Annotated in this window: 18 protein-coding genes; 6 read left to right on the forward strand and 12 right to left on the reverse strand. The window is 67.2% G+C overall.

Annotated features, from left to right (window positions below):
• Positions 1–263 precede the first annotated feature (263 nt).
• The 12 genes from ACUXVX_RS17870 to ACUXVX_RS17925 all read right to left on the reverse strand — a co-directional run bounded on the left by ACUXVX_RS17870 (position 264) and on the right by ACUXVX_RS17925 (position 12,519).
• Positions 264–1,439, reverse strand: a complete 1,176-nt coding sequence (locus tag ACUXVX_RS17870; RefSeq protein ID WP_222468297.1) for a CmpA/NrtA family ABC transporter substrate-binding protein — start codon at positions 1,437–1,439, stop codon at positions 264–266.
• Complete coding sequence (locus ACUXVX_RS17875) at positions 1,436–2,020, reverse strand: ANTAR domain-containing response regulator (RefSeq protein ID WP_222468296.1); 585 nt, start codon at positions 2,018–2,020, stop codon at positions 1,436–1,438. The genes ACUXVX_RS17870 and ACUXVX_RS17875 overlap by 4 nt, the downstream gene beginning before the upstream one ends.
• Positions 2,021–2,233: 213 nt before the next feature.
• Positions 2,234–3,007, reverse strand: coding sequence for an ABC transporter ATP-binding protein (locus tag ACUXVX_RS17880; RefSeq protein ID WP_446309372.1), 774 nt, complete (start codon positions 3,005–3,007; stop codon positions 2,234–2,236).
• Entirely contained in the window at positions 3,004–3,861 is an 858-nt protein-coding gene (locus ACUXVX_RS17885) for an ABC transporter ATP-binding protein (protein WP_446309373.1), read from the reverse strand. The genes ACUXVX_RS17880 and ACUXVX_RS17885 overlap by 4 nt, the downstream gene beginning before the upstream one ends.
• Positions 3,858–4,790 carry an ABC transporter permease gene (locus ACUXVX_RS17890; RefSeq protein WP_446309374.1) on the reverse strand — a complete coding sequence of 311 codons (933 nt, stop codon included), beginning with the start codon at positions 4,788–4,790 and terminating at the stop codon, positions 3,858–3,860. The genes ACUXVX_RS17885 and ACUXVX_RS17890 overlap by 4 nt, the downstream gene beginning before the upstream one ends.
• Positions 4,787–5,845 carry an ABC transporter permease gene (locus ACUXVX_RS17895; RefSeq protein WP_446309375.1) on the reverse strand — a complete coding sequence of 353 codons (1,059 nt, stop codon included), beginning with the start codon at positions 5,843–5,845 and terminating at the stop codon, positions 4,787–4,789. Before ACUXVX_RS17895 ends, ACUXVX_RS17890 begins: the two co-directional genes overlap by 4 nt.
• 10 nt (positions 5,846–5,855) lie before the next feature.
• Positions 5,856–7,457 (reverse strand): ABC transporter substrate-binding protein, encoded by a 1,602-nt coding sequence (locus tag ACUXVX_RS17900; RefSeq protein ID WP_446309376.1) that lies wholly within the window; start codon positions 7,455–7,457, stop codon positions 5,856–5,858.
• Between the two features lie 60 nt (positions 7,458–7,517).
• The gene (locus ACUXVX_RS17905; RefSeq protein WP_446309377.1) at positions 7,518–8,576 is read right to left on the reverse strand and encodes a dipeptidase; all 1,059 of its coding nucleotides are present in this window, start codon (positions 8,574–8,576) and stop codon (positions 7,518–7,520) included.
• Positions 8,577–8,769: 193 nt separating this feature from the next.
• A complete protein-coding gene (locus tag ACUXVX_RS17910; protein WP_446309378.1) occupies positions 8,770–9,540 on the reverse strand; it encodes an SDR family oxidoreductase in 771 nt (256 codons plus the stop codon).
• 91 nt (positions 9,541–9,631) lie between these two features.
• Positions 9,632–10,663: a Gfo/Idh/MocA family protein gene (locus ACUXVX_RS17915; protein ID WP_446309379.1), complete on the reverse strand. Its 1,032-nt coding sequence runs from the start codon at positions 10,661–10,663 to the stop codon at positions 9,632–9,634.
• A complete protein-coding gene (gene iolG / locus ACUXVX_RS17920) occupies positions 10,660–11,664 on the reverse strand; it encodes an inositol 2-dehydrogenase (protein WP_446309380.1) in 1,005 nt (334 codons plus the stop codon). The genes ACUXVX_RS17915 and iolG overlap by 4 nt, the downstream gene beginning before the upstream one ends.
• A gap of 36 nt (positions 11,665–11,700) precedes the next feature.
• Complete coding sequence (locus ACUXVX_RS17925) at positions 11,701–12,519, reverse strand: 3-methyl-2-oxobutanoate hydroxymethyltransferase (protein ID WP_446309381.1); 819 nt, start codon at positions 12,517–12,519, stop codon at positions 11,701–11,703.
• Between the two features lie 261 nt (positions 12,520–12,780).
• Between ACUXVX_RS17925 and ACUXVX_RS17930 the strand changes: the two genes are divergently transcribed.
• From ACUXVX_RS17930 to argE, 6 genes are all read left to right on the forward strand, one after another.
• Positions 12,781–13,704: a TAXI family TRAP transporter solute-binding subunit gene (locus ACUXVX_RS17930; RefSeq protein ID WP_446309382.1), complete on the forward strand. Its 924-nt coding sequence runs from the start codon at positions 12,781–12,783 to the stop codon at positions 13,702–13,704.
• A gap of 205 nt (positions 13,705–13,909) precedes the next feature.
• Positions 13,910–15,808, forward strand: coding sequence for a TRAP transporter permease (locus ACUXVX_RS17935; RefSeq protein ID WP_446309383.1), 1,899 nt, complete (start codon positions 13,910–13,912; stop codon positions 15,806–15,808).
• Positions 15,809–15,891: 83 nt separating this feature from the next.
• Positions 15,892–17,022 (forward strand): aromatic ring-hydroxylating oxygenase subunit alpha, encoded by a 1,131-nt coding sequence (locus tag ACUXVX_RS17940; RefSeq protein ID WP_446309384.1) that lies wholly within the window; start codon positions 15,892–15,894, stop codon positions 17,020–17,022.
• 1 nt (position 17,023) lies between these two features.
• Positions 17,024–17,452 (forward strand): RidA family protein, encoded by a 429-nt coding sequence (locus ACUXVX_RS17945; RefSeq protein ID WP_446309385.1) that lies wholly within the window; start codon positions 17,024–17,026, stop codon positions 17,450–17,452.
• On the forward strand, positions 17,449–18,123 hold the full coding sequence (locus ACUXVX_RS17950) for a DUF1028 domain-containing protein (protein ID WP_446309386.1): 675 nt from the start codon (positions 17,449–17,451) through the stop codon (positions 18,121–18,123). The genes ACUXVX_RS17945 and ACUXVX_RS17950 overlap by 4 nt, the downstream gene beginning before the upstream one ends.
• Complete coding sequence (gene argE / locus ACUXVX_RS17955; protein ID WP_446309387.1) at positions 18,116–19,285, forward strand: acetylornithine deacetylase; 1,170 nt, start codon at positions 18,116–18,118, stop codon at positions 19,283–19,285. Before ACUXVX_RS17950 ends, argE begins: the two co-directional genes overlap by 8 nt.
• The last annotated feature ends 19 nt before the right edge of the window (positions 19,286–19,304 follow it).

The raw sequence follows: 19,304 nt of genomic DNA on the forward strand, positions 1-19,304 counted from the left end.
TCCCTTAGGTTGGGGGCGTTTGCGAACGCCCAAAAACAAAAAAGCCGCTGACCAGCATCGCGCTTTTCTGGCGCAATGGGTCGAGCGGCTGTGCTCGGGTTTACCCGCATCTTCGTGGGTGAATTCGGTTCGACGAGACGCCCTTGCCTCATCTGGGATCATGAAATGCCGGGCGGGGCGGCGTGGGTCAAGCGTGGGGGGCGATTTGCCTGCTGCGCTGCGGCAACTTAGGGGCGAGCGCCGGGAAACTGCACAAAAACTGATCAGGTTTTTCGCTGCGGATCAAAAATGAAGCCATCGAAGAAGGAATCAGCCGCAAGAGTCAGGCGGCCCGAGGGGGAGGCGACGGGGGTGTCCTCGGCCAGTGCGCCCTCGAGCCGTTCGGAGGCGCCGGGCATGTCGGCGGTCGTCCGGGCGAGGTGGTGGCGGTAGAGGTCGGAGCGGAAGACGCGGCGGCCCTCGGCCTGAGCGGCGGGCCTGTCGAGCCCGGTGCGGGCGGCGATGCGGTCGGCGATGAGGGCCCCTGTGGAGCGCCACGGGAAGGTGGCAGCGCCTTCGAAGAATTCGAGATAGCGCGGCACGGTGCGCATATCGCCCTTCTGGCTCACGATGAGGCGGCCCGAGAGCGCCCGTTCGATCAGCTCGGCAGGGGTATCGAGATAGGCGCTGCGGGCGAGAATCTCGGAGGCGGTGGTGCGGTTCTGCGGCTGACCGAGCCAGCGGTTCGCGCGCCAGATCGCCCGCATCAGGCGGCCGGTCAGCTCGGGCTCGGCATCGGCCCAGTCGTGGCGGACGGCGAGCACCTTTTCGGGCGCGAAGCGGCGGATCGCCGTGCCGGGCAGCAGCAGCTCCCCTGCCCCGCTCTCCACCGCCAGCGTGCCCCAGGGCGCGCCGACGCAGAAGGCGTCGACCTCGCCGGCGGCCAGCGCATCGGCCATCAGCGGTGGCGGCACGGTGTGGACCGAGAGCGCCTGCGGCACGGCAAAGCCGAGTGCGCCGAGCCAGTGGTAGAGCAATTCGGCATGGCCGGAGAAGGGGAAGGGCACGCCGATGCGCAGCCCCTCTGGCCGGGCGGCCAGCAGCGCGCGCCCGGCGGCAGCGGCGTCGGCAAAGTCGAAGCTGTGACCGGCGGCGCGCATGACCTCGGCCAGCGCGGTGGAGACGCCGATTGCGTTGCCGTTGACAGAGAGCACTTGCAGCACATCGAGCCGCACCCCTGCCCCGCCAAGGCCGAGCGCGGAAGCCACCGGCATGGGCGCCAGCATATGCGCCGCCTCGACCTGCCCGTGGGACACCATGTCGCGCAGGGTGGCCCATGAGGCGGCGGGGCGCAGATCGAGCGCCAGCCCCTCCTCCTCGGCAAAGCCGATCTCGCGGGCGATCACCAGCGGGGCGGCATCGACAAGCGGGATGAAACCGGCGGAGAGCGGCGCACTCACGAGAGCAGCCCTGCCGCGGTCACGAGGCTCTGGGCCACATCGGCCAGCTTGACGCCCTGATCCATCGCGGCCTTGCGCAGCAGCGCATAGGCCTCGTCTTCGTCGAGCCCCTTGGCCTTCATCAGCAAGCCCTTGGCGCGGTCGATGATCTTGCGTTCCTCCAGCGCCTGCCGGGTCGCCTTCAGTTCGGCGCGCATCTGGCTGAACATGTGGAAGCGCGCGATGGCGGCATCCATGATCGGTTTGATCCGGTCGGGGCGCAGCCCGTCAACGACATAGGCCGAGACGCCCGCCTCGATGGCCGAGCGGGTCAGCCCGGCATCGTCGTGGTCGACGAAGAGCGCCACGGGGCGGTCCATCGGGCCGGAGGCCAGCGCGAGTTCTTCCAGCATGTCGCGGGAGGGCGAGCTGATGTCGATGAGCACGACATCGGGGTTCATCTCGGAGATCCGGCGCGAGAGGCCTGTGACCTCGGAGATCACCGCCACGTCGAAGTCGCCCGCTTCGCGCAGGCTGTCGACGATCAGGAGCGCCCGCTCACGATCGGCCTCGACAACGATGATGGAGAGTTTCTCGGGCATATCCTGCCATGCTGACCTGGACGCCCCTGCCTATGCCGCGCTGCGGCACCGGGCAAGCGGATGCGCCGGGCTTGCGGGGCGGTGTGGCGGCGGGAGTGGCGCTTGCGCAAAACTTGGGCGGGGCGCCGAATTTTGCGGCAAGTCGGAAACCGGCGTGCCCTGCTCCGTTTTCTGGCTGCAAATACCCCGTGCGCTCCACGCCGCCCGGAGGCGTCAGCGGATCGCGCCCAGCGAGCTTTCGAGCAGGTGCTTGGTGTAGGGGTGGTTGGCCTGCAGTTTGCGCATTTCGGCCACGCCGAGTTCTTCGACGATTTCGCCCTGCTGCATCACCGCGACCTGCCCGCACATGTGGCCGACGACGCCGAGGTCATGGCTGACCATCAGGTAGGTGAGGCCCATCTCGCTGCGCAGGTCGCTGAGCAGGTTGAGGATTTCGGCCTGCACAGACACGTCGAGCGCCGAGGTGGGCTCATCGAGCAGCAGGATGCGGGGCTCGGGCGCGAGGGCGCGGGCAATGGCGACGCGCTGGCGCTGGCCGCCCGAAAGCTGGTGTGGGTAGCGGAAGCGGAAGCCGCCGCCGAGGCCGACCGAGTCGAGCAGGCGGGTGATGCGGGCGTCGATATCGGAGAAGCCGTGGAGTTGCAAGGTTTCGCCCAGCACCCGGTCAACCGTGTGGCGCGGGTGGAGCGAGGCGTAGGGGTCTTGGAAGACCATCTGCACGGTCTTGTAGAAGGCCTTGGAGCGGCCCTTCTGGTGCAGGCTCTCGCCGCCCACGGTGATGCTGCCGTCCCAGCTCTCGACCAGCCCGGCGATGGCGCGGAGCACGGTGGATTTGCCCGAGCCGCTCTCTCCCACGAGGCCGAAGCTCTCGCCTGCGCCGACAGCGAGGTTCACGCCCTTCACCGCGACGTTGCGGGCCGCGCCCTCGCCGAACCAGACGCGGAGGTTGCGAATGTCGATTGCGCCGTTGTCATTTGCCATGTTCATCGTGCGCTCACCGAGGGTGCCTCGCGCCAAGCCGGATCGCGCTCCAGCACTTCCAGCCGGTCGCGGGGGTGTTCGAGGTCGGGCACCGCGTTGAGCAGGCCGCGGGTGTAGGGGTGCTGCGCCTCTTGCAGCTTGCCCGCTTCGCAGACCTCGACGATCCGGCCGGCATACATGACAGCCACGCGGTCGCAGAAGTTGGCGACGAGGTTGAGGTCATGGCTGATAAAGATGAGGCCCATGCCCCGGTCTTTCACCAGCTTGTCCATGATCTCCAGAACCTGAAGCTGCACCGACACGTCGAGCGCCGAGGTCGGCTCGTCGGCGATCAGGATTTCGGGGTCGGGGATCAGCATCATGGCGATCATGATGCGCTGGCCCATGCCCCCCGATACCTCGTGTGGGTAGAGCCTGAGCACCCGCTCCGGCTCGCGGATCGCCACGGCGTCGAGCATCTCGAGCGCGCGGGATCGGGCCTCACGGCGGCTCACCCTCTCATGGGTGGTCAGGGCCTCGACCATCTGCTGCTCGACCGTCATCACCGGGTTCAGCGAGAACTTGGGGTCTTGCATGATCATCGCCGCGTGGCGGCCCCGGATGGCGCGCATGTCGCGCTCGGAGGCGGTGATCAGATCGGTCTCGCCCATCTGCATCTTGTCGGCCTCCATGAAGCCGGGCTTGCGGATGAGCTTGAGCACGGCGCGGCCGGTCATCGACTTGCCGGAGCCACTCTCGCCCACGATGCCGAGGCGCTCGCGCCCGAGCGAGAAGGAGATGCCGCGCACCGCATCGAAGATGCCGTTGCGGGTGGGGAAGCGGACCCAGAGATTTTCGACATCGAGGAGGGTATCGCTCACGATTTGCTCTCCTTCGGGTCCAGCACGTCGCGCAAGCCATCGCCCAGCAGGTTGAAGGCGAGGGAGATGGCGAAGATGGCGAGGCCGGGGATGGTGGCGACCCACCAGTAGTCGAGGATGTACTTGCGGCCCTCCGAGACCATCGCGCCCCATTCCGGCGAGGGCGGCTGGGCGCCGAGGCCGAGGAAGCCGAGGCCTGCGGCGGTGAGGATGATGCCGGCCATGTCGAGGGTGACGCGGATCACCAGCGAGCTGATGCAGAGCGGCCAGACGTGGCGGGTGATGATGCGCACGGCCCCTGCGCCCTGCAGGCGGATGGCGTGGATATAGTCGGAATTGCGGATCGTGAGCGTTTCGGCTCGGGCGATCCGGGCATAGGGCGGCCAAGCGGTGAGCGAGATTGCCAGCACGGCATTTTCGATGCCCGCGCCCAGCGCCGCCACGAAGGCCAGCGCGAGGATCAGCCGGGGGAAGGCGAGGAAGATATCGGTGAAGCGCATCAGCACGACATCGACCCAGCCGCCCATGTAGCCCGCGATGGTGCCGATGATCAGGCCCAGCAGGGGTGCGACGAGGGCGACCAGTGCGACGATGTAGAGGGAGATGCGCGCGCCGAAGAGCAGGCGGGAGTAGATATCACGCCCGAGCGAATCCGACCCGAGCAGAAAGCCCTCCTCCCCCGGTGCCTTCAGGCGCATGGCGAGATCCTGCGCGAAGGGGTCGTGGGTGGCGAGCCACGGCGCGAAGACGGCGGCGAGGATGAGCGCGATCAGCACGATGAGGCCGGCCATCGCCAGCGTGTTGCCGCGGAAGGCGCACCAGCCGGCATACCATGCGGCGGCGCGGGCCTGACGGCGCGAGGCGGGCGCATCGGTCATCAGCCATTCGCGCCAAGTGGGTTTGGGGGCGGGGTTGGGAAGCTCCGTCATTTCGCCCTCGGATCGAAGAAGCGGTAGAGCAGGTCGGAGAAAATGTTCAGCCCGACGAAGATAGTGCCGATGACGACCGTGCCGCCGAGCACCGAGTTCATGTCATTCGCCAGAAGCGAAGTGGTGATGTAGCTCCCCAAGCCGGGCCAGGCGAAGATGATCTCGGTCAGCACCGAGCCTTCGAGTAGGTTGGCATAGGCCAGCGCGATCACGGTGATGAGCTGGATGCGGATGTTGCGGAAGGCGTGGCGCCAGATGACCTTGCGCTCGGAGAGGCCCTTGACCCGCGCGGTGGTGACATACTCGGAGTTCAGCTGCTCCAGCATGAAGCTACGGGTCATCCGGCTGATGTAGGCCAGAGAGTAATAGCCCAGCAGCGCGGCGGGCAGGATGATGTGGCCGAAGGCGTTTTTGAACACGGTCCAATCGCCATCGATGGCTGAATCCACCAGCAGCAGGCCGGTACGCTCGGTGACGAGGCCCTGATAGAACACGCCGAGGCGGCCCGGGCCTTCGACCCAGTCGAGGATGCCGTAGAAGATCAGCAGGCCAACGAGGCCGAGCCAGAAGATCGGCATGGAGTAACCGATGAGGCCGACGAAGCGGGCCGTCTGGTCGATCCACGAGCCGCGATAGACGGCGGCCATCACGCCGAGCGGCACGCCAAGCACGATGCCGATGATGGTGCCCAGCGTCGCCAGCTCCAGCGTGGCGGGGAAGACGCGGGCGATGTCGGTCGTCACCTGCTGGCCGGTGCGGATGGATTTGCCGAAGTCGCCGGAGAGCACATCGCGGACGTAGATGAAGAACTGTTCGAGCAGGCTCTTGTCGAGGCCCAGCTCGAGGAAGGCGGCATCGTATTGCGCCTGTGTCGCCCGCTCGCCGATGACGGCGAGGACCGGGTCGATCGGCATGACGCGGCCGATCATGAAGGTCACGAAGAGAAGACCCAACAAGGTGACGGCCACGGTGAGCAGCGTGGCGGCCAGCTTCTTGAGCCAAGGGGGGAGGACCGGCCCGCGCCGGTCCTCCGAGTGCTGTGTTACCTCTGTCACTGGGCGGCGCTTACTTGGTCACGACCCAGTAAGACACGGCGGTGGTGGCGCCACCGACGACCCAGTTCTCGACGTTGGAGCGCAGGCCGGACTGTTCGATCCGCTGGAACATGATCCCGAACGGGGACTCCTGCTGGAACTGCGCCTGGCTGTCGAGATACATCTGCTTGCGCGCCTCGGTGTCGTTCTCGACCACGGCGGCGAGGGTGCCGTCGTTGAAGGCGGCCGCATCCCAGGCGTTGCGCCATGCGAGGTAACCGGTGTTGCCGGCCTCATCGGCGTTGTCGGGGTTGGCGGCGAAGGTGCCGGCGTTGGTGTTGGGGTCGGGATAGTCCGGGCCCCATGCGCCGACGTAGATGTCATGCTCGCGGGCGCGGTAACGGTCGAGGGTTTGCGCGCCGGTGCCGACAATCAGCTCCACCTCGCAGCCGAGCTGGCCCCAAGTGTTTTGCAGCGATTGGGCGATGTCCATCCGCTCCTGCGCCTCGCGGACCGAGATCTTGATCGGGCCGCAATCGGGGAAGCCCGATTCAGCCAGTGCCGCCTTGGCCTTGTCCATGTCGAGGCCGAAGGGCTTGTCTTCCAGCGCGCCGAGGAAGGTGAGCGGCAGGTAGGCCTGATGCACGATCCACTGGCCCTTCAGGAAGCTGTCAGCCATGCCCTGATAGTCGACCGACCACTTGAGGGCTTCGAGCACCTTGGGGTCGGAGAGCATCTCGTTTTTCTGGTTGGCGGCCCAGTACATGATCTGGCCGCGCTGCTCGTCGAGCACCTTCACGCCGTCGACTTCCATCGCGCCGGCCACGTCCTCGGGGGAGAGGTTGCGGGCGATGTCGATGTCACCGCGCTCGAGCTGGAGCCGCTGGGTGGCGCTTTCTTGGATGTGCTGGACGATGATCCGCTCCATCGCCGGCTTGTCGCCGTGATAGTTGGGGTTCAGGTCCATCAGCACGGACTCGTTGGGCTTCCAGTCGACCACCTTGTAGGGGCCGGAGCCGGCGGTGTTGGTGCGGAGCCACTCGTTGCCCATGTCACCGTCGATCTCGTTGGCCATTGCGGTTTCCATGTCGACGATGCCGCCGATGGTGGCGGTCAGGCAGTTGAGCACGAAGGAGAGGGCATATTGCTTGTCGAGCGTGACCGAGACGGTCATGTCATCGGTCGCCTTCACCATCTCGTCCACGTTGTCGGCGGTCAGGCCGAACTGGGTGATGATGAACGACGGCGTCTTGTCGAGCTTCACGGCGCGGCGCAGCGAGAACTCCACGTCCTTTGCAGTCACCGGGTTGCCGGAGGAGAAGACGTGGCCTTCGGCAATCTTGAAGGTGATGGTCTTGCCGTCCTCGGAGATCTCCCAGCTTTCGGCCAGCTGCGGGCCGAACCCGGCGTCGAGATCCATCGGGTCGAAGTTGACCAGCTTTTCGTAGACGTTGCGCGAGACGTCGGCGCCGGCGAACTCGAAGCTCTCCTGCGGGTCGAAGGTTTTGATGTCGTCGATCCGGTTGGCGATCACCAGCATGTTGGGCGGTGTCTCGGCCAGAACCGGCGCGGCCATGCCGCCCATGAGGGCTGCCACAAGGGCCGTGGTTCGCAGAAGTTTGCGATGTGTCATTGATCAGAACTCCCTGTTGTTGACGCGGTCATTTGCCTGCCGCCTCATTTATGGATGGGGTCATTCTCCCCATGTCGCGCGCAACACGCGCAACCAGTTACCATGGGCCAGCTTGTGCATGAGCGCATCATCCACCCCATGTTTGCGCAGCGCTGCCCGAAGATTGGGCAGGCCGGCACAATCCGTGATCTCCTGCGGAACGAGGGCGCCGTCGAAATCGGAGCCGAAGCCGACGCCGTCCTCGCCGAGGAATTTTACCAGATGGTCAAGGTGACGCATCATCAGGTCAAGCGAAAAGTCCGCCAGCATCTTGCCGTCGGTCCGCAGGAAGGCGGAGGCGAAGTTGATGCCGACCATGCCCCCGGTCTCGGCGATCTGGGCGAGCTGCCGGTCGGTGAGGTTGCGCGAGTGGGGCGTGACGGCATGGGCGTTGGAGTGGGTGGCGACCAGCGGCGCATCGGTAAGCGCGGCGATGTCATCGGCGCCCTTCTCGTTGAGGTGGCTGAGATCGAGCATGATTTTCAACCGGTTGCACTCCGCGACCAACCGTTTGCCCGCCTCGGTCAGCCCGGCCCCGATGTCACCTGTGGAGGGGAAGCGGAAGGGCACGCCCTCGCCAAAGATGGTGGGGCGCGACCAGACCGGGCCGAGCGACCGCAGGCCGCGGGCGTGGAGTTGCTCCAGCTCTTCGCAGCCTTCGGAGATGGCCTCGGCACCTTCGATATGAGCGACGGCGGCCATGCGCTCACCCTGCAGCGCGGCCTCGATCTCGGCGGCGGTGCGGCAGAGGGTGACGGCCCCGGCGGCCTCCAGCGCCTCCAGCTCGGCAAACTCGCGGGTGACGAAATCCCACGCCTCGGCCTGCGCAATCGGCGGCGGCAGGGGCAGGTCGTAGGGCGGATTTTCCATCACCTCATAGCGCACCGCCTTGTCGGCCGGGCTGGGGACGAACATGGCGAAGAAGCCGCCGCCGAAGCCGCCCTGCTTGGCGCGGGGCAGGTCGATATGGCCATCGGGGAGGCCTGCGGCCACGTCTTGCGCGGTGATCTTGCCGGACATGATCCGCAGGAGCGTGTCGTTGTGTCCATCGAAGATGCGGGGGGCGGGCCAGTCTGTCATTGGGGTATCCGAAGTGGTTTCGGAGAAAGGCTGACAGAGTCAAGCATCGGGCGCAAGGGGGCTGTCGTTGGCCTCGCTGCGCGCGGCGGTGGGGGCTTAGCGGCCCTGCAACGGGCCCCTGCAGGCGCGCCTCAGGTGCGGCGCGCCGGTGGAGAGGATCACGCCGCGTACTTGCAGCAAGAAAATCCGGCGGTCACTCGGGATACATGCCGGGGACGACCTGATCGAAGTCGATGCAGGCGCCGGTCATGACGCCCGCGTTCTCGCTCAACAGGTAGCTGGCGAGGTGGGCGACGTGGGGCGTTTTGACCAGCATGCCGAAGGGCATGCGCGCCTCGGCCTTCTCGAGCCAGTCGTCGCCGCCGTCGTGATACTTGCGCTGAATCTCGTCTTCGCCGGGGGTATCCATCCAGCCGCAGTTGATGCCGTTCACCCGGATGCGGTGATGCGAGAGCGTGCTGGCCGCGTTCTTGGTGACGTTGACCATGAGCGCCTTGGAGGCGGCGTAGGGCGACAGGAAGGACTGGCCGCCGTGGACGACGATAGAGAGGATGTTGACGACCGAGGCCGGGTGGCCCGCCTCGATGGCGAGCTGGGCCATGCGCTGGAGCGCGAAGTAGGGCGAGCGGGCGTTGGCTGTCATCAGCCTGTCCCAAAGCTCGGGCGAGGTGTCGAGCACGGTGCCACGGTCGGTCAGGGCCGCCGAATTGACCAGCGCATCGAGCCGGCCCATGTGGGCGGCGGCCTTTTCGACCAGTTCCACGGTGGCGGCGGTATCGAGCAGGTCAACCGGCATGAAGGTGGCGCCGATCTCCTCGGCCACGGCCTCGCCGCGCGGCACGTTGCGGGAGGCGATGACGAGGTTGGTGCAGCCCTCGGCCACCAGTTGCTCGGCGATGGCACGGCCAAGGCCCTGCGTGCCGCCGATGATCAGGGCGTGGGTGTTGGCGTGGGTCTTGGTCATTGTGTCCTCCCGGTGTTCGGGGCGACCGTAATCCGCCGCTGCGCCGGGGGCCAGAGGGGCAGAGCAGGTGGGTGCCGGGGCAAGGCGCGGCTTAGAGCGCGACCGATGTGGCACGCTCGTGGCTGAGGCGGGCGGCGTCGAGCACATCGAGCACGGCGGCCCCCTCGGCGGCGCTCACCGGGAGCGGCCCGCCGGTGGCGACGCCTTGGGCGAAGGCACTGTAGTAATCGTGGTAGCGGCCCTGCTCGGAGGGCAGACGCTCTGCGCCGGCCTCAGTGTGGAGCGTGCCCCATGCGTGCTCGGGCTCGTGGCCCCAGGCGGCCATGTCATCCCACGGGCGCTGGCCTGCGAAGATCGACTGGGCCTGCACATCGGTGCCGTGCTGGAGCCATGCGCCCTTGTCGCCATAGGCGCGCAGCTCGCGGGTGTTCATCCGGTTCAGCTTGGAGGCGGAGACCACGGAAAACACGCCGCTTTGGTGCTTCAGGGTGATGTGAAAGGCGGCGTCGGTGCGGCCCTCGGGCATGTCGACATGGTCGAGATGGGCCGAGACGTGGGCGATCGGGCCGAGGAGCCAGAGCATCTGGTCGACGAGGTGGGAGCCAAGGTCGCGCAGCAGGCCGCCCTCTGGGCCGTGCTCTAGCGTGGCGGGGTCGTCAAAATCCATCCGGTTGTGGACGCGCCAGAGGGTGCCGAGGCGGCCTGCCTCGATCACCGCGGCGAGGGTGCGCAAGTCGGCATCCCAGCGGCGGTTCTGGAAGACGCCGAGGCGGACGCCCTTGGCCTCGGCCGCCTGCACCAATTCGCGGGCATCGGCAGCGGAGGGGGCAAAGGGCTTGTCGGCGACCACGTGAAGCCCGGCGGCAATGGCCTCCAGCACCAGCGCGCGCCGGGTGGCGGGGGGCGTGGTGATGGTGACGGCATCGCAGGTGCCTGCCGCGATCAGGTCGGTGAGCGAGGCGTAGACGGGCACATCGGGCCAGTCGGCGCGGACCTTGGCAACGGTGGCAGGCGCGCGGGCGACCACGCCGGCCAGCGTGACCCCTTCGGCCGCGTGGACGAAGGGGCTGTGAAAATGCTGACCGCCGGTGCCGTAACCGACGACGCCAAGGCGCAGGGTCATGCCAGCACGTCGGCGAGCTTGACCGGGGCACCGCCCTGGGCCTGGCTGCGGGTGGCGGCCTCGGCGCAGGCGAGCGCATCGACGCCTTCGGACAGCGTGACCGGCACGGCGCCGCCGCCCTCCACCGCCTCGACGAAGGCGGCCCATTCGGCCTCGTAGGCGGGCATGTAGCGCTCGAGGAAGAAGTAGGTGGGCTTGGCGCCGGTCACGCCTGCGGTGGTGCTCTTGACCACGGTATTCTCGAGCATGTTGCCCGCTTGGAGGAGGCCCTCGGAGCCGAGCAGCTCGACCCGCTGGTCGTAGCCGTAACCTGCGCGACGGGAGTTCTTGATCACGCAGATCGCGCCGCTGGCGTAGGTCATGGTGACGACCGCGGTATCGACATCGCCCGCCGCGCCGATGGCTTCATCGACAATTGAGCTGCCGGTGGCGGAGATGCTCACCGGGGCCTCGCCCATGATGAAGCGGGCCATGTCGAAATCGTGGATCATCATGTCGCGGTAGAGACCGCCGGAGACCTTCACGTATTCGACCGGCGGGGGGGCCGGGTCGAAGGAGGTGATGGCAAGCAGCTCAGCCTTGCCGATCTCGCCCGCCGCCAGCGCCTTTTGCAGGGTGCCGAAGTTGGGATCGAACCGGCGGTTGAAGCCGATCATCACCGGCTTGCCGGTGGCCTCGGCGGCGGCGAGGCAGGCCTGCGCGCGCTCCAGCGAGAGGTCGACGGGCTTTTCGCAGAGCACAGCCTTGCCGGCGGCGGTTGCGGCTTCGATCAGGTCCGAGTGGGTATCGGTGGAGGTGGCGACCAGCACGGCATCAATCGACGCGTCGGCGATGATCTCTTCCGAGGAGCGGGCATCGCAGCCATAGGCGGCGGCGAGCTTTTCGGCGTTTGCGGTCATCACGTCGGAGACGGCGACGAGCTGGCTGCCGGGGTGGGCGGTGATGGCGCGGGCATGGACGTTTCCGATCCGGCCGGCGCCGAGAAGACCAACTTTGAGCATCTTGTGTTTCCTGTCGTTTTTCGCTGTCGGCGGGCCTCAGCCCTCTGCCTGCTTGAGAAAGGTTGCGAAGGCGTCGTCCTTCATCGGGACGACATGTTCGGGCGCGGGGTAGGCGCCGGAGTTCACATCGGCGATGAACTCGCGGAAGGCGGCGATGCGCTCCTGCTGGAGGCGGTCGAACTCGGCCTTGAAGTTGCGGTATTGTTTGCCGTGTCGGGGCTTTTTGTTGGCGCCGTGGCCGAGCACATCTTCTGTGAAGAGGTATTGCGCATCGGCGCCCGGCCCCGCGCCCATGCCGAGCATGATCATCGAGGTATTGGCCGAAAGCCACGCGCCGAGGCGGTCGGGCACGACCTCCAGCTCGGCGCCGAAACAGCCGATCTCTTCGAGCCGCTGGACCTGCCGCCAGATCCGCAGCGCCTCGTCGGCCTCCTTGCCGACGGCGCGCCAGCCGGTCCAGGTGATGTAGGAGGGGATCAGGCCGACATGGGCGACGATGGGGATGTGGTTGTCGCACATCGCCTTCTGGATATCGAAGGAGGCGGCGCAGTAGTAGCAGTCGCCCCCCATCGCGCCGAAGGTGTAGGCGGCGCGGATGTAATCCTCCGCCGTGACGAGGTGCTGGCCGTTCACGGTGCCCTTGTCGCCGTAGGGAAGGCCGACCTGAACGAAGCAGTTGCCCGCCGCCTCGCGCATCTCGGGGGACCAGTATTTGCCTTCAATGGAGAGCATGTGGATGCCGGCCGCATCGGCGGCGGCGGCCTCTTCCAGCGTGGTCACATAAAGCATGGATATCTTCTCGCCGCGCGCCTTCATGGCGCGGATATCCTCCACGTGCGGACGGTTGTGATACATCGCCGCTCCTCCCTCTTGTTCCGGCCCGTTACGCTTACTGAAAGCGGGGCTTCAGGCACAGATGGGAGGCCGCATTTTGCATCATTTGGTGAGAGATTCCGCAGGCCGGAATGATGGTTTTGTGTCATGGACCGCAGACGGGTTTTGAATGGCCCGTTCGCAAAAACTATTGGCCGCTCGGGCCCCAAGTTTCGCTAAGTGTAGGGCACCGCGCCGCAAGCCACTCTTGACGGCCGGACCAACATTGACGGGAGGGTCATCATGATCAAGTCAATCGGCCTCGCGGCCGCACTCATCGGAGCCACCGCCTTTGGCGCGGCGGCGCAGGACAGGGTTTCCATCGGGACCGGCGGCACCGGCGGCGTGTTCTACGCTGTGGGCGCGGGCATGGCAGACCTGCTGACCCGCAAGCTCGACGGGGTGAGCGCCAATGCCGAGGTGACCGGTGCCTCTATCGAGAACATCCGCCGGGTTTCGGCGGGCGAGATGACCATCGGCTTCTCTTCGGCCTCGACGCTCTATGAAGCCAAGAGCGGGACCGGCGCCTTTGACGGCGACGCGCAGAACGTGGCGGCGATTGCCTACCTCTACCCCGCCGTGCTGCAGATCGCCGCGACCAACGCCAGCGGCGCGGCCGGTGTGGCCGACCTGGCCGACCTGAAGATCTCCGTCGGCCCTCCGGGCTCCAACTCTTCGGTCTTCGCCGAGCGGCTGCTCACATCGCAGGACGCCTTCAACATCGGCAACATCAGCTTTTTGAGCTACGGCGAGGCGACGGCGGCGATCAAGAACGGCCAGCTAGACGGGTCGATGATTCTGGCGGGCACCCCCGCCTCGGCCTTCATCGAGCTGTTCACCACCGAGGATGTGGCGCTGGTGCCGGTCGTGGCCGACAATGTGGGCGGTCTGATCGAGGAGTTCCCCTTCTACGAGGTGATCGAGATCCCCGGCGGCACCTATGAGGGCGAAGCCGAGGCCGTGGTGGCCGTGGGTGACCCCGCGATCCTCTTTGCCGCAGCCGATGCCGACCCGGCGCTGATCGAGGGCATCACCTCGACGCTCTTCGACAACCTCGAAGAGCTGGGCGCGGTGCATCCGGCGGCGAAGAAGATCACGATGGAGAAGGCCACCTCCACCCCGATCGACCTGCACCCCGGCGCGCAGGCCTATTTCGACGGGCAGTAAGCCTGTCGCGAGCCGTGCAGCGCCGTCTCGCGGGGTGGCGCTGCAACGGTAGTTTGGGTGCGCTTTATGGCTGAGTAGTCATCTTCGCTTTGACGCAGGCACCAACGACAACGAAGCGCCGCCCCGGGGGGCGGGACGGCGCTGCACGGCGGCTTCGCCTTGATTCCGTGCTGGCAAGAAGCTCAATCGCCCCGCAGGACAGACAATGACCCCGATCACCGATATTCTCCCCGCCCCTGCCCTGCCCCGCTGGGAGCGGCTCGCCGCCACCGCCGCGCTGGCGGCGCTTTCGATTGCCGTGACCGCGCTGTGCATATGGTCGGCGTGGTATGGCTCGATCACCGCGCTGGTGCTGCGCTCGACCTTCTTTTCGCTGATGGTCGCCGCCGGGCTGATCGTGGTGGCGAGCGAGCGGCCGGGATGGCTGCGGCCCGTGATCTACGCGCTGGCCGCCGGGGTGCTGATCCCCGGGCCATACCTGTGGGTGAATTACCTTTCCATCGTGCGCTCGGGCGGGATTGCCAGCCAGCTGGACGTGGCGCTCTTTGTGGTTTGCACCGCTGCCGTTCTGGTGCTGGCGCGTTACCTCATTGGCTGGGTCATGGTCGGCCTCGGCGTTGCGGCGCTGGCCTATGCGTTCTTTGGCGACATGATCCCCGGCACCTATGGCCATGCGGGCTACTCGCTGAGCCGCGTGACCTCCAACCTCTTCCTGCGGACCGAGGGGCTGTTCGGCCTGCCGATGGGGGTGGCGGTGCAATACATCCTGCTGTTCTCGCTGCTCGGCACGCTCTTGCTGAAGACCGGACTGGGGCAGGTGTTCGTGGACCTCGCCCATGCCGCGACGGGGCGGGTGCAGGGCGGGCCTGCCCTCACCGCGGTGGTCTCATCCACCATGTTTTCTTCGATCAATGGGTCGGCGGTGGCGGGGGTCGTGACCACAGGCACCTTCACCATCCCGCTGATGAAGCGCACCGGATACCGGCCAAAGGTGGCGGGCGCAATCGAGGCCGCGGCCTCTTCGGCCGGGCAGATCATGCCGCCGGTGATGGGGGCTGCGGCCTTCCTCATGGCCGAGATCACCCAGACGCCCTATGCCACCATCGCCGCCGCCGCGCTGATCCCGGCGCTGCTTTACGTATTCGCCCTGCTGGTGGGCGTTCGGGAGGAGGCAGGCAAATATGACCTTGGCCGGGCCGACCCGAGCGAAATTCCAGCGCTCAAGGACGTGCTCTTGAAGCGGGGGCATCTGCTGATCCCGCTGGTCGGGCTGATCGTGTTTCTGGCGATGGGCTACACACCAAGCGCCGCAGCCGTGCTTTGCCTTGCGACCACGCTGGTGGTTTCGGTCTTCGGGAAGGCCACGCGGATCGGGCCAGTGGGCCTTGTGGCGGTGATGATGGAGACGGTGAAGAACGTGCTGCCGATCGTGGCCGCGGTGGGCATCGCGGGGATGCTGATTGGCGTGCTGACGCTGACCGGTATGGCGCTGAAGCTGTCGTCTCTGATCCTCACCGCCGGGGCGGGCTCGCTGTTGCTGACGCTGCTGCTCACGATGGTCGCCAGCTTTGTGCTGGGCCTCGGCATGCCGACCTCGGCCGCCTATCTGCTGCTGGCGATCCTGATCGCACCGGCGCTGGAGCAATTCGGCTTGCCGGTGATCGCGGCGCATATGTTCATTTTCTACTACGGGCTGCTCTCGGCCATCACTCCACCGGTCGCGCTTGCGGCCTATGCCGGGGCGTCGATCGCTGGGGCGGAGCCGAACGAGACGGCGATGGAATCGATCCGGCTGGGGTTCGTGAAAGTGGTTGCGCCCTTCCTCTTTGTTTACGCGCCGGAGCTGCTGCTGATCGGCACGCCGGGCAACATCGCGCTGGCAACGGTGGCGGCCTTTGCGGGCACTTTCGCGGCGGGCACGGCTTTGACGGGCTGGATGATCCGCCCGCTCACGGCGGCGCACCGGGCAGGGTTTGTGGCCGTGGCGGCGTTGGAGACCGTAGCGCTGGTGATGCCGGTGGGCGGGGCCGTGAGCCTCGGGGCCGAAGTGGCGGGGCTGGCGCTGCTGGGCGCACTGGTGATGGTGCTGCGGCGGACGGCTTAGGGGCGGCCTAAGCGGCACCTAGGAGAAGCCGACTTTCACCTGCCTCAACCAGTGGTAAGCTCGGGCCGAAAGGAGCCCCTGCCATGCCAAAGGACATCTCCCCCCTCGACGGGTTGCGCGCGGCTGCCGAAGCCCCCTTCGAGCAGGCCCGTGCGATGCCGCCTTCGGTCTATACCTCGCCGGAGTTCGCGGCGCTGGAGATCGAGCACATCTTCAAACGCGAGTGGTTTTGCGTGGGCCGGGCCTCGGCGCTGGCGGAGCCGGGGGACTACCTGACCTGCGAGCTGGCGGGGCAGCCGGTGGTGGTGGTGCGCGACGGCGCGGGCATCCGGGCGATGAGCAATGTCTGCCTGCACCGGATGTCGACCCTGCTGGAGGGGCGCGGGCGGGTGCGGAGCATCGTTTGCCCCTATCATGCCTGGACCTACAACCTCGACGGGAGCCTGCGTGGCGCGCCGGCGATGGGGCAGAACGAGGGGTTCTGCAAGGGCGACTACCAGTTGCCGGAGTTGCGCTGCGAGGTCTGGCTGGGGTGGGTCTTCGTGACCCTCGATCCCGAGGCCGCACCGGTGGCGGAACGACTGGCGGAGGTGGAGGCGTTGATCGCGGGCTATGACATGGCCCGCTACACCGAGAGCTTCTTCGAGGAGCATGTCTGGGACACGAACTGGAAGGTGCTCGCGGAAAACTTCATGGAGAGCTACCACCTGCCGGTCTGCCATGCGGGCACCATCGGCGGGCTGTCGCGGCTCGACGAGATGATCTGCCCGCCGGGGCGCGAGGCGTTCAACTACCACACGATCCTAAAGGACGACTCGCTACGCATTGCCATGGCGCACCCGTCGAACGACCGGCTTACGGGCGATGCCCGGCGCACGACCTTTCTGTTAGCGCTCTACCCCTCGCTGCTGATCACGCTGACGCCCGGGTACTTCTGGTATCTGTCGCTGCACCCCAAGGGGCCGGGGCAGGTTTCGATCCGGTTCGGCGGGGGCATGTCGGACGATTACGCGGGCGATGCGGATGCGGCTGAAAATTTCACCGCGCTGAAGACCCTGCTGGACGATGTGAACGTGGAGGACCGGGGCTGCACCGAGAAGGTCTATCGCGGGCTATCATCGCAAGCCGCCCGGCCCGGCCACCTGAGCCACCTTGAACGCCCCAACTACGATTTCGCCCGCTATCTGCTGGCCCGCATCACGGAAAGCGCCTGACATGGCCCACACCCGCATTCGCCCATTCAACACCGCCGAGACCTATCCGGAGCAGCGGCTCGACAACGACCTCGCGCAGGCGGTGGTCACGCAAGGCGGCCGGATCGTCTGGCTGCGGGGGCAGTGCCCGCAGGAGCTGGACACGGCGGTGAACCTGCCGAGCCACGACCCGGCGGAGCAGGCGCATAAGGTGATGAGCAATATCAAGCAGCTGATCGAAGAGGCCGGCGGGCGGATGGAGCATCTGGTGAAGCTGGTGGTCTACCTGACGGATGTGCGGCACCGCGAGGCCGTCTATCGGGTGATGGGCGAATACATCAAGGGTGTGCATCCGGTCTGCACCGGGCTGGTGGTGGTGGCGCTGGCGCGGCCCGAGTGGCTGGTGGAAATCGACGCGACGGCGGTGATCCCCGAAGGAGATGAGGCATGACCTTTTCGCTGGTGGCGCGCTGTGCGAAGACGGGGATGTTCGGCGTGGCGATCTCGTCGTCCTCCCCCGCAGTGGCGGCGCGGTGCAGCCATGCGCGGGCGGGCGTGGGGGCGGTGGCCTCGCAAAACATCACCGACCCCATGCTGGGGCCGATGGCGCTGGACCTGATGGAGAGCGGCATGGGCGCGGCGGAGGCGGTGGCCGAGGTAAAGCGGCGAGGCGCTTTCATCGAGTATCGGCAGGTGCTGGCGGTGGACAAGGCGGGGCGCACGGCGATCCACTCCGGCCCGAACTCGCTGGGCATCTGGACGCAGGCCGAGGGTGAGAACGTAGCGGCGGGCGGAAACCTGTTGGAAAACGACGGCGTGCCGGGGGCGATCGCGGAGGGGTTCCTTGCCGCCGAGGGGCATTTGGGCGACCGGCTGGTGGCGGCGCTGAAGGCCGGGCTCGCGGCGGGCGGCGAGGCCGGGCCGGTGCATTCTGCCGGGTTGCTGCTGGTGGACCGCCAGCCTTGGCCGCTGGCGGAGCTGCGCTGCGACTGGACGGAAGACTGCCCGGTGGAGGCGGTGGCCACGGCCTGGGAGGTCTACAAACCGCAGATGGAGGCCTATGTGCAACGCGCGCTCGACCCGCGGGAAGCGCCGAGCTACGGGGTGCCGGGCGATGAGTGAGGCGCAGGCAGCCGCCGCTGGCGTGATGAGCACGGTTGATATTCTGGACCGGCTGATCGCCTTCGACACGGTGAGCGCCAAGAGCAACCTTGCGCTGATCGACTGGGTGGAGACGTTTCTGCGTGAGCGGGGCGCGCGGGTGACGCGCGTGGCCGACCCGGATGCGCCCAAGGCCGGGCTGATTGCCGAGATCGGGCCGGCGGGCGCGGGGGTGATGCTGTCGGCCCATACAGATGTGGTGCCGGTGGAGGGGCAGGCGTGGAGCCGCGACCCGTTTCGGCTGACGCGCGAGGGCAGCAGGCTTTACGGGCGCGGCACGACCGACATGAAGGGCTATCTGGCCGCGATGCTGAGTGCGGCGAGCCGTGCCTCGGGCATGGCGTTGCGGGAGCCTTTGAAACTTTCGATCTCGTGGGACGAGGAGGTGGGCTGCCTCGGCATCGCCAAGATGCGCGATGCGCTGGCCGGGGCCACCCCCTTGCCACGGCTCTGCCTCGTGGGCGAGCCGACCGAGATGCAGGTGGCGACGGGGCACAAGGGCAAGCGGGCGATCCGGGCTGTGTGCCACGGCGAGGCGGGCCATTCGGCGCTGGCCCCGTGGTTCGTGAATGCGCTGCATCTGGCCGCCGGGCTGGTGCAGGGGGTGCAGGCGCTTCAGGCGGAGTATGCCAGCAAGGGCGCGCGCGATCCGGGCTACGGGGTGCCGTATACCACGCTGCATGTGGGCCGGGTCACGGGCGGGACAGCGCTGAACATCGTGCCGGACCGGGCGGAGGTGATCTTCGAGTTCCGGCACCTCGCCGCCGATGCGCCCGAGTCCCTGATGGCGCGGATCGCAGCGATGGCGGCGGAGGTCGAAAAGGCCCATCCCGGCGGGCGGATCGAACTGGAGCCGATGGTCAGCTACCCCGGCCTCGACACGCCGGCGGACAGTGCCGCCACCGGATTGGTGCAGCGACTGGCGCAGGTGAACGGCACGACCAAGGTGGCCTTCGGTACCGAGGCGGGCACCTTCGACGGGCTCGGCATCCCCACGCTGGTCTGCGGGCCGGGCTCGATGGAGGGACAGGGGCACAAGCCCGATGAGTATGTGGAGGAGGCCCAGCTTGCGGCCTGCGATGCGATGCTGGGCCGGGTGCTGGAGGAGTTGCGCGGGGCCTGAGCGACCCCGGCGCGGGAGC

This window comes from Vannielia sp. SX4, from assembly GCF_052828525.1.

Coding starts and splice junctions, on each gene's coding strand:
- ACUXVX_RS17900 (WP_446309376.1), bottom strand. CDS start 7,457: ATGACACATCGCAAACTTCTGCGAACCACGGCCCTTGTGGCAGCCCTC.
- ACUXVX_RS17910 (WP_446309378.1), bottom strand. CDS start 9,540: ATGACCAAGACCCACGCCAACACCCACGCCCTGATCATCGGCGGCACG.
- ACUXVX_RS17935 (WP_446309383.1), top strand. CDS start 13,910: ATGACCCCGATCACCGATATTCTCCCCGCCCCTGCCCTGCCCCGCTGG.
- ACUXVX_RS17905 (WP_446309377.1), bottom strand. CDS start 8,576: ATGACAGACTGGCCCGCCCCCCGCATCTTCGATGGACACAACGACACG.
- ACUXVX_RS17950 (WP_446309386.1), top strand. CDS start 17,449: ATGACCTTTTCGCTGGTGGCGCGCTGTGCGAAGACGGGGATGTTCGGC.
- iolG (WP_446309380.1), bottom strand. CDS start 11,664: ATGCTCAAAGTTGGTCTTCTCGGCGCCGGCCGGATCGGAAACGTCCAT.
- ACUXVX_RS17880 (WP_446309372.1), bottom strand. CDS start 3,007: ATGAACATGGCAAATGACAACGGCGCAATCGACATTCGCAACCTCCGC.
- ACUXVX_RS17945 (WP_446309385.1), top strand. CDS start 17,024: ATGGCCCACACCCGCATTCGCCCATTCAACACCGCCGAGACCTATCCG.
- ACUXVX_RS17930 (WP_446309382.1), top strand. CDS start 12,781: ATGATCAAGTCAATCGGCCTCGCGGCCGCACTCATCGGAGCCACCGCC.
- ACUXVX_RS17890 (WP_446309374.1), bottom strand. CDS start 4,790: ATGACGGAGCTTCCCAACCCCGCCCCCAAACCCACTTGGCGCGAATGG.
- ACUXVX_RS17915 (WP_446309379.1), bottom strand. CDS start 10,663: ATGACCCTGCGCCTTGGCGTCGTCGGTTACGGCACCGGCGGTCAGCAT.
- ACUXVX_RS17940 (WP_446309384.1), top strand. CDS start 15,892: ATGCCAAAGGACATCTCCCCCCTCGACGGGTTGCGCGCGGCTGCCGAA.
- ACUXVX_RS17875 (WP_222468296.1), bottom strand. CDS start 2,020: ATGCCCGAGAAACTCTCCATCATCGTTGTCGAGGCCGATCGTGAGCGG.
- ACUXVX_RS17925 (WP_446309381.1), bottom strand. CDS start 12,519: ATGTATCACAACCGTCCGCACGTGGAGGATATCCGCGCCATGAAGGCG.
- argE (WP_446309387.1), top strand. CDS start 18,116: ATGAGTGAGGCGCAGGCAGCCGCCGCTGGCGTGATGAGCACGGTTGAT.